Here is a 15665-nt window from a genome sequence, read left to right as displayed (position 1 = left end):
GTGGTGAACCCCACGGCGGCCTGTGATTCCTGCCACGGAGGGCCGTGGCCGGCCCCGGATGACAGCCTGTCGTTATCTTTTCGGCGCGACTTTAGGGACAATCGAAATCATGACTTCAAGCGCTGCAACGTCCAACGGAACGGTCTCCGACGCCCCGTTCACCGATGCCACCCTGGATGCAGGACACCCGCTGATGGACGGCCGCACGGCTGATTCGCCGCTCATCACCGCCTACCGCGGCGGTAAGCCGTCCCGTCGACCCGTCTGGTTCATGCGGCAGGCCGGCCGTTCCCTGCCGGAATACCTGAAGGTGCGCGAAGGCGTGGCCATGCTGGATTCCTGCCTGCGTCCCGAGCTGGCCTCCGAGATCACGCTGCAGCCCGTGCGCCGGCACGACGTCGACGCCGCAATTTTCTTCTCGGACATCGTGATTCCGTTGAAACTGGCCGGGGTGGGCGTGGACATCGTTCCGGGCGTTGGTCCGGTCCTGGACAAGCCGGTCCGCACTGCCGAGGACGTCGCGGCACTCCCGCAGCTGACCTGGGAAGCGCTGGAGCCGATCCGGGAAGCCGTCCGCCTTACCGTTGCGCAGCTGGGCAAAACGCCGCTGATCGGTTTCGCGGGTGCGCCCTTTACCCTCGCCGCGTACATGGTTGAGGGCAAGCCCTCCCGCGACCACCTCGGCCCGCGCACGATGATGCACGCCGACCCCGAAACCTGGACTGCCCTGGCCAACTGGGCTGCCGACGCCTCAGGCATGTTCCTTCGCGCCCAGCTGGAAGCCGGCGCTTCTGCAGGCCAGCTGTTCGACTCCTGGGCGGGCTCGCTGGGGCTGGCCGACTACGAGCGCTTCGTGGCCCCGGCCTCTGCCCGTGCGCTGGACCACGTCCGGCACCTCGGTGCACCGCTGATCCACTTCGGCACCGGAACCTCCGAGCTCCTGGTGGCCATGCGCGACGTCGGCGTCGACGTTGTGGGCGTTGACTACCGGCTGCCGCTGGACGAAGCCAACCGCCGGCTGGGCGGCACCGTCCCGCTGCAGGGCAACATCGACCCCGCCCTGCTGTCAGCTCCGTGGGCAGTCCTCGAAGCGCACGTGCGGGAGGTCATCCGGGCCGGATCCTCCGCCCCCGGCCACGTCCTGAACCTGGGCCACGGCGTGCCGCCGGAGACCGACCCCGACGTCCTGACGCGCGTCGTCGAACTCATTCACTCGATTTCCCCGGAGTAAATGGTGAGCGCAGCCACGCCGGAAGCGTCCGTTACTACGGCCGTGGTGGTGGGAGGCGGCGTTTCCGGCCTGCTCGCCGCCCTTGAGCTTGCCAAAGCCGGCAGGCACGTCACCGTCCTGGAAGCCAGCGAAGCCTGGGGTGGCTGCGTGGGCAGCCATGTGGTGGGCGGCCTGACGCTGGACAGCGGAGCCGAGTCCTTCGCCACCCGCACAAACGCCGTTGCGGACCTCGCGGCAGAACTCGGCATCGCCGGCAATATCGTGGCGCCCCATCCCGGCGGTGCCTGGGTCCAGCTCCCCGAAGGCGCCCGTGAACTCCCCAAAACCGGCGTCCTGGGCATTCCGGCCAACCCGTGGGACCCCGAAGTGCGGCGGACGCTGGGACTGGCCGGCTCCCTCCGGGCTTCCCTGGACAGGCTCCTGCCGGCTTCCGCGGGGACCCGCGCGGGCATCACCAGTGTCTCGGCCCTGGTCAGGCAGCGGATGGGCCGCCGCGTTCTGGAACGGCTGGTCGAGCCGGTGGTGGGCGGCGTGCATTCCGCAGATCCCGCGCTCCTCGACGTGGACATGGTGGCGCCCGGGCTCCGCGACGGAATCAAGGCCCACGGCTCCCTGGCCGCCGCTGTCGCGGCCCAGCGCCGGGGGATCCCGGCGCAGGGCGCCAAGGCGGGATCCGCCGTCGCCGGCCTCCACGGCGGCATGCACACCATGATCAGCGCCCTCGTGGCGGAGCTGCGCCGGCGCGGCGTGACGCTCCTGACCGGAACCCCGGCAGAGTCTGTGGCCAGGACAGCTGACGGTTGGCGGGTTTCGGCGGGGGAACAAACGTACGACACCGGCCTGCTGGTAGTTGCCCTTGATGGCCCGTCCGCCGTCGGGCTGCTGCAGGATGCCGTGCCTGACCTGGCCGGGCATCGTCCGGCTGCCGGTCCGGACGTAAAGCTTGTGACACTTGTTGTTGACCTTCCGGAACTGGACCGCCGGCCGCGCGGAACGGGCATCCTGGTGGCTCCGCAGACACCCGGCATCGAGGCCAAGGCCTTGACCCACGCCACCGCCAAATGGGACTGGCTGGCGGCCGCGGCGGGGCCGGGGACCCACGTCGTCCGGCTGTCATACGGCCGGGGTGAGCGCCTCCCTGCAGAGGGTGCCATCGCACCTGTCGGAGCCGGCTCCCGCGAGGGTGACCGTGCCCTGCTTGATGCGGCCTTACGGGATGCGTCGGCACTGCTGACAGTGCCTGTCACGGCCGATGACGTGCTTGATTGGGATGTCGTCAGCTGGGGCGGTGTTTTGCCGTTCGCAGCCGTGGGCCATCGGCAGCGGGTGGCGGAAGTCCGCAGGGTCTGCGCTGCTGACGGAAGCCTCGTGATGGTGGGCGGGTGGTTGGCGGGCAACGGCCTGGCAGCGGTTGTGGCCGACACCAAAAAACAGGTCGCGGACAGCCTCCACTAGCCCGCGGGTACCGCGTTCAGGGCTTCTTTGCAAGTTTCAAATGGCACGAATTTCTGGCTAGGGTCGATGACTATGGTCATTCAGAAGTCCGAAGAAACTCGAACGCTGACTGGTTTCCATGGGGGTCTTCGGCGCGGCACGGCAGCAGCGGCGCTCGGAGCGGTACTAGTCCTTTCCGCAGGTGTTCCTGCATCCAACGCTGTATCCCTGGTCCCGGCTCCGGACACCACAGACGGCGCTGACGCCGCCACGACGGCTTCCGTGGAAGCGGGTGCTCTCCCGCTGGATATCTGGGCATCCGTGGTCCTGGGACCCAAAGGCGATCCAGCCCGCCCGCCCGCACCGGGCACCGGCAAGCAGACGCCGCCCGGACAACGGTCGCAGCCGTCGCCGTCGCCGTCTCCGACGACCGACCCGGTGACGCCTTCACCGTCGCCCGACCCGGAGACGCCGTCGCCGTCACCGGACCCGGAGACGCCGTCACCGTCTCCCTCCGAAAGCGGTGCGCCGTCGGGCACGCCAGCACCGGCTCCCGCGAGCGGGGCTGCAGGCCCGTCCACCGGTCCGGCACAGGCGCCGGCCGCGCCTGTTCCCGCCACCGGAGCGGCTCCTGCTGGTACTCCCGGGGCGCCAAGCCCGTCGCTGCCCGGAAGTGCCGCACCGGCCGCTCCGGGAACGGCACTAACCGCTCCCGGCACGTCCGCGAAAGTGCCGGCGACTGGCGTAACGATGCCGGCGACCGGCAGCCGGGCGGGAGGGTCCGCGACCACTGCTCCGGCGTCGGCTTGGACAACCACGAACAGGTACGGTCCTGCCAACATGGCCATATTGACGTCGGCAGGCGTCATGCCGCTGTCCGGACCCGGCTACGGTGTCTCGAGCGCACCGGTGATGCGGTCTGCCGTGAGCGTCTCGCCGATGGGCGACTTGTCGCCCCAGGTCTGGTGGGGTGCCGGGCTGGTCGCGCTGGCCTGCGCCGCCGGGGTGGCCTACGTGCGGATGCGCCGGATCTGAGTCAGTTGCGGGTTGTAGGACCTGTGAAATTAAGCACTTCTACACGTTGTAGAACAGTTCGGTTTCGACTTAGGCGGCACCGAAGGGCAGACTGGTAACTATGAGCCACACTTCTGCCGAATCTGTCAGTAAAACCGAATCAGTAGCCGGAAAATCAGCAGCCGAAGAAACAGAGCAGTTCTTCACCCTCTGGACGGTTTTCAAGCGCTCCTCGAACGTCCAGCGCAGCGGCGATGCTGCCATCGAATTCGAAGCGCTGCTGGGCCGCCTTGCGGATGCCGGGGTAGTCCACCGCGGCAGCTACGACGTTTCGGGCATGCGTGCAGATGCGGACATTATGGTGTGGCTCCACGGCCCCAAGCCCGAGGCGCTGCAGCAGGCCGTCCGCGAGATCCGCCGCAGCAGCCTCTTTGCCGGCACTGAGATCGCCTGGTCCGCCATGGGTGTGCACCGCGAGGCCGAATTCGCCAAGAACCACACGCCCGCGTTCTCCCGCGGCGTGGAACCCGCCGAGTGGCTCTGCGTTTACCCGTTCGTCCGCTCCTACGAGTGGTACCTCCTGCCCGACGCCGAGCGCGGCGCCATGCTGCGCGACCACGGAATGCTGGGCCGCGACTTCCCGCAGGTCATCTCCAACACCGTTTCGTCCTTCGCCCTGGGCGACTGGGAATGGATCCTCGGCCTCGAGGCCCCCGAGCTGGTGGACCTCGTTGACCTGATGCGCCACCTGCGCGCCACCGAGGCCCGGCACCACGTCCGTGAAGAAATCCCGTTCTACACCGGCCGGCGGGTCACCGCCGGGGAGATCGCCGAGGTCCTCGCATGAGCCCGCTCGAATCTCAGGAAGCGCCTGGCTCGGCAGCCACCAGCACCGCCGTCAACCCGGTCACCGAAGCCGGCCGGATGGCGCCAAAGGAGTACGACGCCGTCCTCCTCGCCTCGTTCGGCGGCCCCGAAGGCCAGGACGACGTCATCCCGTTCCTGCGCAACGTCACCCGTGGCCGCGGCATCCCGGACGAACGGCTCGAAGAGGTCTCGCACCACTACCGGGCCAATGGCGGCATCAGCCCGATCAACCAGCAGAACCGTGCCCTCAAGGCCGGTATCGAAGCCGAACTTTCCGCCCGCGGCATCGACTTGCCCGTCTTCTGGGGTAACCGGAACTGGGACCCTTACATCCCGCAGACCCTGCAGGACGTGTACGACGCCGGCCACCGCAAGGTCCTGATGGTCACCACGAGCGCCTACTCGTGCTACTCCAGCTGCCGCCAGTACCGCGAAGATATCGGCCTTGCGCTGACCTCCACCGGCCTGGACGGAAAGCTGGAAGTGGACAAGGTCCGCCAGTACTTCGACCACCCCGGCTTCGTGGAACCGTTCATCGAAGGCACCGCCGCCGGCCTGGCCGACGTCCGCGCCCAGCTGGCCGCCGCCGGCACCCCGGCCGCACCCGTTCACATCCTGTTCGCCACCCACTCCATTCCCACGCGTGACGCCGAAGCCGCCGGACGTTCCGAGGACGAGCCGCGCCAGTTCGCTGAGGGCTCGGCCTATGTGGCCCAGCACCTGGCATCCGGCGCCGAGGTGATCCGCCGGGTCGAGGAGGAAACCGGTGACACCGCCCCGTGGTCGCTCGTTTACCAGTCCCGCTCCGGCGCCCCGCACGTTCCGTGGCTCGAACCGGACATCAACGACGCCATCGAGGAACTCGCCGGCCAGGGCGTCAAGGGAATCGTAATAGTGCCCCTTGGCTTCGTCAGCGACCACATGGAGGTTGTCTGGGACCTGGACACCGAAGCGCTGGAGACCTGCCGGAACCACGGCCTCGCAGCAACCCGGGTGCCCACCCCCGGCACGCACCGCAAGTTCGTGGGCGGCATCGTGGACCTGATCTGTGAGCGCACTGCCGCGAACAACATTGCCGACAGGCCCCACCTGACCGACCTCGGCCCCTGGTACGACGTCTGCCGCCCGGGCTGCTGCGCCAACTTCCGGGGCGAGAAGCCCACCATCGCAGGAGCGGACACCACCGTCGGAACGGGCCACGACACCTACCCCTCGGACCCTGCTGCCGCCCCGGCTGCACAGGCGGCGGGACAGGAATCGCTGTGACAGTCCGCATCGGGACGCGCGCCAGCAAGCTGGCGCTCACCCAGACCCAGCAGACGGCGGACCAGCTTGCCGCCATTGGCGGTTTCCCCGTGGAACTCGTGCACATCAGGACCGACGGGGACGTCCTGACCGGCTCGCTCTCGCAGATGGGCGGCACAGGTGTGTTCGTTGCTGCCTTGCGCGATGCGCTGCTGCGGGACCAGTGCGATGTTGCCGTGCACTCGCTCAAGGACCTGCCCACCGGAGCCGCTCCCGGACTGACCCTCGCTGCAACGCCAAAGCGCGTGGACGTCCGCGACGTGCTCTGTGCACGCAACGGTTTCAAACTGGCCGACCTGCCGCAGGGCGCCCGGGTGGGTACCGGTTCCCCGCGCCGGGCAGCGCAGCTCCGCGCCGCCCGTCCAGACCTGGACGTCGTTGACATCCGTGGCAACGTGGACACCCGGCTGGGCCGTGTCCCCGGCCTGCCGGGCAACTCGACCGACGCCGTGGTGGACGGGAAATCCTGCGACCTCGACGCCGTCGTGCTTGCGGCTGCCGGCCTTGAGCGCATCGGCCGGCTGGACACCATCAGCGAATACCTCGAAACGGATGTGATGCTTCCGGCCGCCGGCCAGGGCTCACTGGCCATCGAATGCCGCACCGCTGATGCGCCGCGGAAAGCCGGGTCCACCGAGGGCTCCCAGGGGCCGCTGGCGCAGGCGCTGGCAGCGCTCGATGACACCGACACCAGGCTGGCGGTCACGGCCGAGCGGGCACTCCTGGCCCGGCTGGAGGCAGGCTGCGCGGCTCCGGTGGGTGCCTACGCGTTCCGCAAGGGAAGCATGCTGTACCTGGAGGCCGCGGTCTGCGCTGTCGACGGGAAAGCCTCCGTCCGCGACAAGCGGGCAACAGACGGGCTCACCGAGGTGGGCGCCACGCTTCTCGGCATCGAACTTGCCGAGGTGCTGCTGGCGGCCGGCGCAGCCGACATCGCGGACCTTGCCGCTTCCTGAACCGGCGGAGCCCGCCACATGATGGGACGACGCAGTGCCCGCCGCGCTGAGGGCGACCCAGGGCCGCGGGTGCTGGAGGGTGCCCGCGTCCTGGTCACCCGCAGCCCGGACCGGGCAGCGGCCCTCCTCGCCGCCCTGCGGGAAACCGGCGCCGAGCCGCTACTGCTCCCGCTGATCGATTTTGAACGGGCCAGGGACCTGCATTCCCTGGAAGTCGCCTTCGACGCGCTGGGGGCAGGCGCCTACAGCTGGCTGGTGATCAGCAGTGTGACCACCGTCCAGGCGCTCGAGGAACTCGCCCGGGAACGGGGCAGCACGCTGAGCCGATGGCTGCCCGGCTCCGTCCAGGTGGCCACCATCGGGCCCGCCACGCGGCGTGAACTTGAATCACGCGGGGTCACGGTCGACCTTGCGCCTGCCCGGCTTCAGTCCGGCGTCGGGCTCCTGGACATCTGGCCGCAGGACCAGGGCAGCGTGTTCCTTCCGCAGGCGGACATCGCGGACGGCAGGCTGGCCGACGGGTTGGAAGCACTCGGTGCCAGCGTCCAGGCAGTGACTGCCTACCACACGGTGGATTACCCGGCGGATCCGGCCCGTAGCTTCACAACGGAGGCATCCGCCGCCGTCGCTCAGCCCGGAACTGAGGTGCTTACTCCGGCCGAAGCGAAAACCGAGCTTGCCGCCGGGCGGCTGCACGCCGTCGTCGCCGCTTCACCCAGCGCCGCCCGCCGGATCCATGCGGGGCTGTCGCCCCTGGGTGACTGCCGGTTCGTGGCGATCGGGCGTTCGACGGCAGCTGAGGCCGCATCGCTGGGGCTGCCGGTGGCCGCCGTCGCCGAGGAGCCAACAGCGTCCGGCCTGGTGTCCGCCGTCGTGCAAGCGCTGGCACCAGGACATTCCACACCACCACCGCCCGCCCCTGAGACCCCCGTGAAGGACAGAACATGAGCTTCCCGACCCATCGCCCCCGCCGGCTCCGCACCACCCCGGCCATGCGCCGGATGACGGCCGAACACAGGCTGGCGGCGCCCGAACTGATCCTTCCCGCGTTCATCCGGGAGGGGCTCACGGAACCCAACCCCATCGCGTCCATGCCCGGCGTGGTGCAGCACACCACCGATTCCCTGAAGAGGGCTGCGGCCGAGGCCGTGGAGCTGGGCGTCGGCGGTATCATGCTATTCGGCATTCCGGCCGAACGCGATGCGCGCGGCACGGCATCCCTGGACCCCGACGGCGTCCTCAACAAGGCGATCCGGGACGTCCGCACGGAGGTGGGCGATGACCTGGTGGTCATGAGCGACGTCTGCCTGGACGAATTCACGGACCACGGCCACTGTGGCGTCCTCGACTCCGACGGGTACGTGGACAACGACGCAACGCTGGAAATCTACGCGGCGATGGCCGTAGCGCAGGCTGATGCCGGGGCGCACATGCTGGGCCCGTCGGGAATGATGGACGGGCAGATCGGCGTGATCCGGCAGGCACTGGAGGACGCCGGACACACAAATACGGCTGTGGTGGCGTACGCCGCGAAATACGCCTCCGCGTTCTACGGCCCCTTCCGCGAAGCTGTGGATTCGCAGCTCAAGGGGGACCGGCGCACGTACCAGATGGACGCCGCCAACCGCCGCGAAGCCATCCTCGAGGTGGAGCTGGACCTGGCCGAAGGCGCCGACCTGGTCATGGTCAAGCCCGCCATGAGCTACCTCGACATCCTCGCCGACGTCGCCGCCATGAGCACCGTGCCCGTGGCCGCCTACCAGATCTCGGGGGAATACTCCATGATCGAGGCGGCCGCCGCCAACGGCTGGATAGACCGCCGTGCCGCCATCACCGAATCGGTCCTCGGCATCAAACGGGCCGGAGCCAACATGGTCCTGACCTACTGGGCGTCCGAGCTCGCCGGCTGGCTGAAGGAGTCGAAATGAGCGACAGCCCCACTGCCCCCGTCGGCCCGGGGAAGGTCCTGCTCGGGCTGAACACGTTCGGCGACGTCGGGTCCTACCCCGACGGGCATCCGGTGCCTCATGCGCTAGTGCTGCGCCAGCTGCTGGAACAGGCAGAGCTGGCGGACGACGTCGGACTCCACGCCTTTGGTGTGGGGGAGCACCACCGCCGGGACTTCGCCGTCTCGGCCCCCGAGGTGTTCCTGGCCGCCGCCGCGGCCCGGACCAAGCACATCCGGCTGGGGTCCGCGGTGACCGTGCTGAGTTCGGACGACCCGATCCGCGTCTTCCAGCGTTTCTCCACGGTGGATGCCATCTCCAACGGCCGCGCCGAAGTCATGCTGGGCCGCGGGTCCTTCGTCGAATCGTTTCCGCTGTTCGGCCTGGACCTTGCCGACTACGAGGTCCTGTTCGAGGAAAAGCTGGAACTCTTTGACAAGGTCCGTGCACAGAAGCCCGTTCACTGGGAAGGGCGCACCCGTCCGGCCATCAACGGGCTGAGCGTCTATCCGCCGCTGGAGCACCACCTCCTGCCGGCCTGGATCGGCGTGGGCGGAACCCCGGAGTCGGTGCTGCGCTGCGCGGAATACGGCTACCCCATCATTTTCGCGATCATCGGCGGGGAACCCCGGTCGTTCGCGCCGCTGGCCAACCTCTACCGCGAGGCCATGGCCAAGTACGGGCATCCGATGCAGCAGGTGGCCACGCACTCGCCCGGGCATGTGGCCGAAACGGACGAGGAAGCCCGCGAGGAGTTCTTCCCGCACTGGCTGGAGCTGCGGAACAGGATCGGCGCGGAACGCGGCTGGGGCCCGGGCGGACGGCGGGAATTCGATGCCATGTGCACCCCCGAAGGCGCGCTCTACGTGGGATCGCCGGAAACGGTGGCGCGGAAGATCGTCCTGCTCAAGCAGAACCTGGGCGTGGACCGCTTCGACTTCAAGTACAGCAGCGGCTCCCTGCCCCACAAGGCCATGATGCGGTCCATTGAGCTGCTGGGCACCGAGGTGGCGCCCCGTGTGGCCAAGCTCCTGTCCGGGCATGCACCCGCAAACTGAAAGAATAGGAACCATGACTTCCAGCTCGCCTCGCAATGAGGAACTCTTCGACCGTGCACGCCAGCTCATGCCGGGCGGCGTCAACTCTCCCGTCCGGGCCTTCGGTTCCGTGGGCGGGACTCCGCGGTTCATGGTGTCCGCCAAGGGCCCGTACCTGACGGACGCGGACGGTGCCGAGTACGTGGACCTGGTGTGCTCCTGGGGTCCCGCGCTGCTGGGGCACGCCCACCCCGCCGTGCTCGAAGCAGTCCACGCCGCCGTGGACCGCGGGCTCTCGTTCGGTGCCTCCACCCCGGACGAAGCCAACCTTGCCGCGATCGTCAGGGAACGCGTCCCCGCCGCCGAACGCGTCCGGATGGTGTCCACCGGCACCGAAGCCACCATGACCGCCGTCCGCCTGGCCCGCGGCTTCACCGGCCGCGACCTGATTATCAAGTTTGCCGGCTGCTACCACGGCCACCTCGACGGACTCCTTGCCGCGGCCGGATCCGGCGTGGCCACCCTGGCGCTGCCCGGTTCCGCCGGCGTCACCGCGGCCACCGCCGCCGAAACCCTGGTGCTGCCGTACAACGACCTCGCCGCCGTGGAGGCCGCGTTCGCCGCGCACGGCAGCAACATCGCCGCCGTCATCACGGAGGCGGCTCCGGCCAACATGGGAGTGGTCACGCCCGGCGAGGGGTTCAACGCCGGACTATCGCGGATCACCCGCGACCACGGTGCCCTGCTCATCGTGGACGAAGTCCTGACCGGCTTCCGTACGGGCTACTCGGGCTACTGGGGCCTCACCGGCGGCGCGGCCGGCGCCGCCGAGCCGTGGAGCCCTGACCTGCTGACCTTCGGCAAGGTCATCGGCGGCGGCATGCCGACGGCGGCCCTCGGCGGCCGTGCCGACATCATGGACTACCTCGCGCCGCTCGGCCCCGTGTACCAGGCGGGAACGCTGTCCGGAAACCCGGTGGCCATGGCCGCCGGCGTTGCCACACTGACCCACGCCACCCCCGAGGTCTACTCGTTTATCGATGCACGCTCCCTGGAGCTTTCCGGGGCGCTGTCCTCGGCCTTGGACGCCGCCGGCGTGGACCACTCCATCCAGCGGGCAGGAAACCTCTTCTCGGTGGCCTTTGGCACGTCGGCCCGGGGCGTCCACAACTATGGCGACGCCCAGGGCCAGGAAGTGTTCCGCTACGCGCCGTTCTTCCACTCGATGCTGGACTCCGGCGTCTACCTGCCGCCGTCGGTCTTCGAAGCGTGGTTCCTGTCCGCGGCACACGACGACGCCGCCATGAACCGGATCTTCGAGGCGCTCCCTGCGGCGGCCCGCGCTGCTGCGTCGGCAGAGGTGCCTGCCGGGCTGTAACGGCTCACAACAGAAATCCCCGCCTCCCGGACGAATCCCCGCTAAAAGCGAAGGGGAAACGTCCGGGAGGCGGGGATTTCTTGCTAATGCTGTGAAGCGGAAGGCTTAGAAGGCCACCGTCACGTCACCGTTGGGCCATTCCTTTTCGATGAAGGCCTTGACCTCGGGGGAGTGCAGGAGCTCGTCCAGCTTCTTAATGCGGACGTCATCCTTGGAGTCTTCACGCCAGGCCAGGAAGTTGGCGTAGGGGTTGTTTTCCACGGACTCCACGGCGAGGGCGTCCTTGGTGCTGAGACCGGCCTTCAGGATGAAGTTGCCGTTGATCAGGGCCAGGTCCACGGACGGGTCCTTGAGGTCGTTGATCAGGAGTTCGGGCTGGTTCTCCGAGAACTTCAGCTTCTTGGGGTTCTGCTCGTCGGTGAGGGTCAGCACCGAGGAATCGTCCTTGATGTCCTTGACGAGGCCGGCAACCTGGAGGACCTTCAGCGCCCGGACCTGGTTGGAGGGGTCGTTGGTGATGGCGACCTTGGCGCCTTCCTTGATGTCCTTGATGTCCTTGACCTTCTCGGAGAAGGCGGCGTAAGGCTCGATGTGGACGCCTTCGCCGTGGCCGAACTTGTAGCCCTTGGTCTTGACCTGGTCTTCGTACCAGGGGAGGTGCTGGTAGTAGTTGGCGTCCAGCGAACCGTCGCTCAGGGCGGTGTTCGGAGTCTGGTAGTCCTCGATCTCCTTGATGTCCAGCTTCAGGCCGGCCTTGGGCGCGAGGTCCTCGTTGAGGAATTCCAGGATCTTGGCCTGCGGGACCGGGCTTGCACCGACGGTCAGGGTGGCGGGCTTGGCCGGGTCAAGGGCCGTGGTTTCGGCGCTGGGGCTGGAGGAACCGCCGCAGGCCGTCAGGGCCAGTGCGGTGACGATACCGGTGGCCAGGAGGGAGAGTGATTTACGCATCGAATGCGTTCCTTTCGAATTGCTGGGAGTTCGACGGCGGGCTTGCGCCCGGCGCCGTCTCCGGCACAGATGCAGCGGGCGGCTACCTGCTGCGGTGAAGATTGCCGTGCCCGTTGGACGACGGCTGGTTGGTGGTGTTGGCCCGGCGGTGGTGCAGGCCTAGCGGTGGTCGAGGCTACGGGCGATCTGCTCGCCGACCAGCTGGATGACCTGAACGAGGACGATGATCAGGACGATGGTGACGATCATGACCGTGACATCGAATCGCTGGAAGCCGTAGTTGTACGCCAGCTTCCCGAGTCCGCCGCCGCCCACCAGGCCGGCCATGGCCGAGTATCCAACCAGCGTGACCACGGTGGTGGTTGTGGCGGCTACCAGGGCCGGGAGCGATTCGCGCAGCATCACCTTGTTGATGACCTGCATTTTGGTGGAACCCATGACCTGGGCGGCGTCGATCTTGCCATGGTGGACGTCCCGGAGGCATGTCTCCACCAGGCGGGCAAAGAAGGGGATGGTGCCAATGGACAGCGAGACTGACGCCGCAATGGGCCCAAGGCTCGTGCCGGTCAGCAGGCGGGCCAGCGGAATGAGCGCAACCATCAGGATGGCGAACGGGATGGACCGGGTGATGTTGACGATGACGTCGCTCATAATCCGGTTGGTGACGGGCATCGGGCGCAGTCCGCCCGGCGCCGTGACGTGTAGGAAGACGCCCAGGGGCAGGCCCACCAGCACAGTGAAGAAGGCCGAAATTCCGACCATCTGCAGTGTTTCAACGATGGCTTCGGGCAGCGCCTTCGCGAGGACGGGGTTGCTGAAGATGTCGTTCATGAGTTCCTTCCCGCCGCGTCGCCCAATTGAGTTTTATCCAAATCAGCATCATCCAGATCCACAGCGTCAAGATCCACGGCGTCGCTGGCTGTTGTTTTCGTCCCCGCCAGTTTGGCGCCTATTCCGCGCTGGTGGAGGTAGGCGAGGACGGCGTCGTAATCCGCATTCTCGGCGAGCTGCACACGGAGGTGCCCGAACTGCTGGCCGCCCAGCGTCTCGACGCTGCCGGCGAGGACATTGAGGTCGATGTCGAAGTGCCGTGCAACACCGGTGAGGACAGGTTCTTTGGCGTTGTCACCGGCGAACAGGATTTCCAGGACCGGTCCGCCCTGCAGCGCACCCTTAAGGGGCTCTGAGGCCGGGAGCGGCAGGAGTGCCTTGGCCAGCTTGCTCTCGAGATCCCCGGCCACGTCTTTGAGCGCCCCGTGCTCGATGATGCGGCCCTTGGACAGGAGGGACACCGAGTCGCAGACACGCTTCACGACGTTCATTTCGTGCGTGATGATGAGGACGGTGAGCTGCAAACGCTTTGTGAGGTCCTGGATCAGGTCGAGGATTTCATCAGTGGTCGCAGGGTCCAGGGCAGAGGTGGGCTCATCGCACAACAGGACGTCGGGCTCGGCGGCAAGTGCCCGGGCGATGCCGACGCGCTGGCGCTGCCCGCCGGAAAGTTGGGAGGGGTAGGCGTTTTCAAACCCTTCCAGGCCCACGAGGGACAGCAAGTCAGCAACCTTGGCCCGGATCTTGTCCTTCGGCGTCTTGACCAGCTCCAGGGGATGCGCCACGTTGCCGGCCGCAGTGCGGGAGTCCATGAGGTTCGCATGCTGGAACACCATGCCGATGCGGCGCCGGGCAGCACGGATTTCGGAGTCCCTGACGGAGCTTAGTTCCGTGCCGTCAATGCTGACGGACCCCGACGTCGGACGATCCAGCAGCGTCAGGCAACGCACCAGGGTCGATTTCCCGGCGCCTGAATGGCCAATGATTCCGTGAATGGAACCTTTGGGAACGGAAAGGGTGACACCGTCGAGGGCCACCACTTCCTTCTTCCCCTGGCGGTAGACCTTTCGCAGGTCGGTAACTGTGATCATTTATCCTCAGGAGGTTGGCCTCGGGCAGGGCATAGCACAAGCACGCTTTTGAACTTAATTATGTCAGCGGTGCCCTTGGCGAGTCACTTCCGCAGTTTCTTCGGCGCATTGACTTTGCTGCCGCATTAAGTTCCGACGCAACCCCAATGCCGCGTTGCTCGTGCGGCCGTGCTGTGACAGACAAAAATTGCACCGGCCGCCTGCGCCGGCCAGTGACCCTGCCGGGAACTGTGATCCTCGTCCCAGACTGTGGCCTTTTCCCTGGAGGGCCGGGCTTGTCCGGGTTTTGTACGGCCGGTTAGAAGTCGCCCCCGCTGGCGTCTTCGGGCGGGAGGACCGGCCATTCGCCTTCGATCACGGCGGCGGGCTTGGTCTTGCGGAGATACGTCTGGAAGTCCGCTGCCTGGCTGGCCGCCCAGCCCACCTGCAGCTGATGGAGCTGACCGGCGGCCATCCGGAGTTTCGGGAACTTACCGGCCATGGCGTCCAGCATCCGGAGCGTCGCGAGGGCGTCCGCTGCGGACGTGTGGGCGTTGTCGAGGTTGACCTCGTATTCTTCGCAGAGTGCTGTCAGCGTCCTCTTACCCTTGCGGTACCGGTCCACCTGCTTGTTCATGATGTAGGGATCCAGGACGGGGAAGCGGTCCAGTTGCGGAATGCCGTAGCGGGCCGACTCGGCTGCCAGCACCGTGAAGTCATAGCTTGCGTTGAACGCAATAACCGGGACACCGTCGTCGAACAATCCCTGCAGCACCGAGGCGAGTTCGCGGGTCACTTCCGCGGCCGGGCGTCCCTCCTGGCGGGCCCGTTCGGTGGTCACGCCGTGCACCTCGCTGGCTTCGGCGGGGATCTCGATTCCGGGATCCGCGAGCCACTCATGCTCCTTGATGACGCTTCCATCGGCATCCACCACGGTGACCGATGCCGTGACGATCCTGGCGGCACGCGAGTTGCGGCCGGTGGTCTCCAAGTCGAAGGCGGCCCGGGGACGCGTGTCCCACGTGCCGGTGGTGGTGCTGCCAGTGGTGGTGCTGATGCTGGTGTTCCTAGTGCTCATACTTCAAAACTACCTGCTGCCTCTGACAGTTTTGCGCCAGGCTGCGGGCGTGCCGCCCGTCGGCGGGCTGGCTGCCTCGCGGTCGGGGCGCCTCGCGGGTGCCGGGGAACCGCTACGCTGGATTCATGCGCACGGAGTATGTCGAGGCGGTACTGTCCGTGGTTCAACTCGTCCCTACGGGATCAGTTGTGGCGTATGGCGACGTATCCGAGCTCCTCGGTTCCGGCGGTGCGCGGCAGGTGGGCGCGGTCATGAGCCACCACGGCAGCTCCGTCCCCTGGTGGCGGGTCCTGAGGGCGAGCGGTGAAGCACCGCGGGGGCTCGAGGCCGAGGCCCTGACGTACTACCTCCAGGAAGGAACCCCGCTCCTGGGCCGCTACCTGGACTTCGTCCGGAGCGGCGAAGGACGGTGGCGCGTGGACCTTGCGGAGGCGCGGTGGGCGCCCTTGGACAGTGACTTCGACCTCATCGACCTGATTGCCGAACGGCTGGAGCGGCGGCTCCATAAAATGTCCGCCCCGAATGATGAAATGACTGTGTGACACTTACTAACGACTCCCCGGAGATCCA

Annotated in this window: 15 protein-coding genes; 11 read left to right on the top strand and 4 right to left on the bottom strand. The window is 67.5% G+C overall.

Annotation, left to right across the window (positions count from 1 at the left end; all coding sequences use genetic code 11):
* Positions 1–109 precede the first annotated feature (109 nt).
* The 10 genes from hemE to hemL all read left to right on the top strand — a co-directional run bounded on the left by hemE (position 110) and on the right by hemL (position 11168).
* Positions 110–1231, top strand: a complete 1122-nt coding sequence (gene hemE, locus ASF98_RS01795; protein WP_055796631.1) for a uroporphyrinogen decarboxylase — start codon at positions 110–112, stop codon at positions 1229–1231.
* The gene (hemG, locus tag ASF98_RS01790) at positions 1232–2686 is read left to right on the top strand and encodes a protoporphyrinogen oxidase (RefSeq protein ID WP_055796628.1); all 1455 of its coding nucleotides are present in this window, start codon (positions 1232–1234) and stop codon (positions 2684–2686) included.
* Between the two features lie 66 nt (positions 2687–2752).
* Positions 2753–3700, top strand: a complete 948-nt coding sequence (locus ASF98_RS23950; protein WP_156372240.1) for a hypothetical protein — start codon at positions 2753–2755, stop codon at positions 3698–3700.
* Between the two features lie 100 nt (positions 3701–3800).
* Entirely contained in the window at positions 3801–4526 is a 726-nt protein-coding gene (gene hemQ, locus ASF98_RS01785; protein ID WP_055796626.1) for a hydrogen peroxide-dependent heme synthase, read from the top strand.
* Positions 4523–5812: a ferrochelatase gene (locus ASF98_RS01780; protein WP_055796623.1), complete on the top strand. Its 1290-nt coding sequence runs from the start codon at positions 4523–4525 to the stop codon at positions 5810–5812. Before hemQ ends, ASF98_RS01780 begins: the two co-directional genes overlap by 4 nt.
* On the top strand, positions 5809–6807 hold the full coding sequence (gene hemC / locus ASF98_RS01775; RefSeq protein WP_055796620.1) for a hydroxymethylbilane synthase: 999 nt from the start codon (positions 5809–5811) through the stop codon (positions 6805–6807). The genes ASF98_RS01780 and hemC overlap by 4 nt, the downstream gene beginning before the upstream one ends.
* 18 nt (positions 6808–6825) lie before the next feature.
* Positions 6826–7755: a uroporphyrinogen-III synthase gene (locus tag ASF98_RS01770; RefSeq protein ID WP_082506664.1), complete on the top strand. Its 930-nt coding sequence runs from the start codon at positions 6826–6828 to the stop codon at positions 7753–7755.
* On the top strand, positions 7752–8735 hold the full coding sequence (gene hemB / locus ASF98_RS01765; RefSeq protein WP_055796618.1) for a porphobilinogen synthase: 984 nt from the start codon (positions 7752–7754) through the stop codon (positions 8733–8735). Before ASF98_RS01770 ends, hemB begins: the two co-directional genes overlap by 4 nt.
* A complete protein-coding gene (locus ASF98_RS01760) occupies positions 8732–9811 on the top strand; it encodes an LLM class flavin-dependent oxidoreductase (protein ID WP_055796615.1) in 1080 nt (359 codons plus the stop codon). Before hemB ends, ASF98_RS01760 begins: the two co-directional genes overlap by 4 nt.
* Before the next feature lie 13 nt (positions 9812–9824).
* Positions 9825–11168: a glutamate-1-semialdehyde 2,1-aminomutase gene (gene hemL, locus ASF98_RS01755; protein WP_055796612.1), complete on the top strand. Its 1344-nt coding sequence runs from the start codon at positions 9825–9827 to the stop codon at positions 11166–11168.
* Between the two features lie 105 nt (positions 11169–11273).
* Here the strand turns inward: hemL and ASF98_RS01750 are convergent, their stop codons facing one another.
* The 4 genes from ASF98_RS01750 to ASF98_RS01735 all read right to left on the bottom strand — a co-directional run bounded on the left by ASF98_RS01750 (position 11274) and on the right by ASF98_RS01735 (position 15095).
* Positions 11274–12116 (bottom strand): MetQ/NlpA family ABC transporter substrate-binding protein, encoded by an 843-nt coding sequence (locus ASF98_RS01750; RefSeq protein WP_055796611.1) that lies wholly within the window; start codon positions 12114–12116, stop codon positions 11274–11276.
* A 159-nt stretch (positions 12117–12275) separates the two neighbouring features.
* Positions 12276–12947 (bottom strand): methionine ABC transporter permease, encoded by a 672-nt coding sequence (locus ASF98_RS01745; RefSeq protein WP_028272597.1) that lies wholly within the window; start codon positions 12945–12947, stop codon positions 12276–12278.
* Entirely contained in the window at positions 12944–14038 is a 1095-nt protein-coding gene (locus ASF98_RS01740; protein WP_055796606.1) for a methionine ABC transporter ATP-binding protein, read from the bottom strand. The genes ASF98_RS01745 and ASF98_RS01740 overlap by 4 nt, the downstream gene beginning before the upstream one ends.
* Positions 14039–14336: 298 nt before the next feature.
* Positions 14337–15095 (bottom strand): 3'-5' exonuclease, encoded by a 759-nt coding sequence (locus ASF98_RS01735; protein ID WP_055796603.1) that lies wholly within the window; start codon positions 15093–15095, stop codon positions 14337–14339.
* A 125-nt stretch (positions 15096–15220) separates the two neighbouring features.
* Here ASF98_RS01735 and ASF98_RS01730 point away from each other — a divergent pair, with 125 nt between their 5' ends.
* Positions 15221–15637 (top strand): MGMT family protein, encoded by a 417-nt coding sequence (locus ASF98_RS01730; protein WP_055796600.1) that lies wholly within the window; start codon positions 15221–15223, stop codon positions 15635–15637.
* Positions 15638–15665 lie beyond the last annotated feature (28 nt).

Origin of the sequence: Arthrobacter sp. Leaf337, from assembly GCF_001423745.1 — a bacterium.
Lineage (GTDB): Bacteria > Actinomycetota > Actinomycetes > Actinomycetales > Micrococcaceae > Arthrobacter.
Note: the sequence above shows the minus strand (reverse complement) of the source record. Positions and strands in the feature narration are given on the sequence as shown.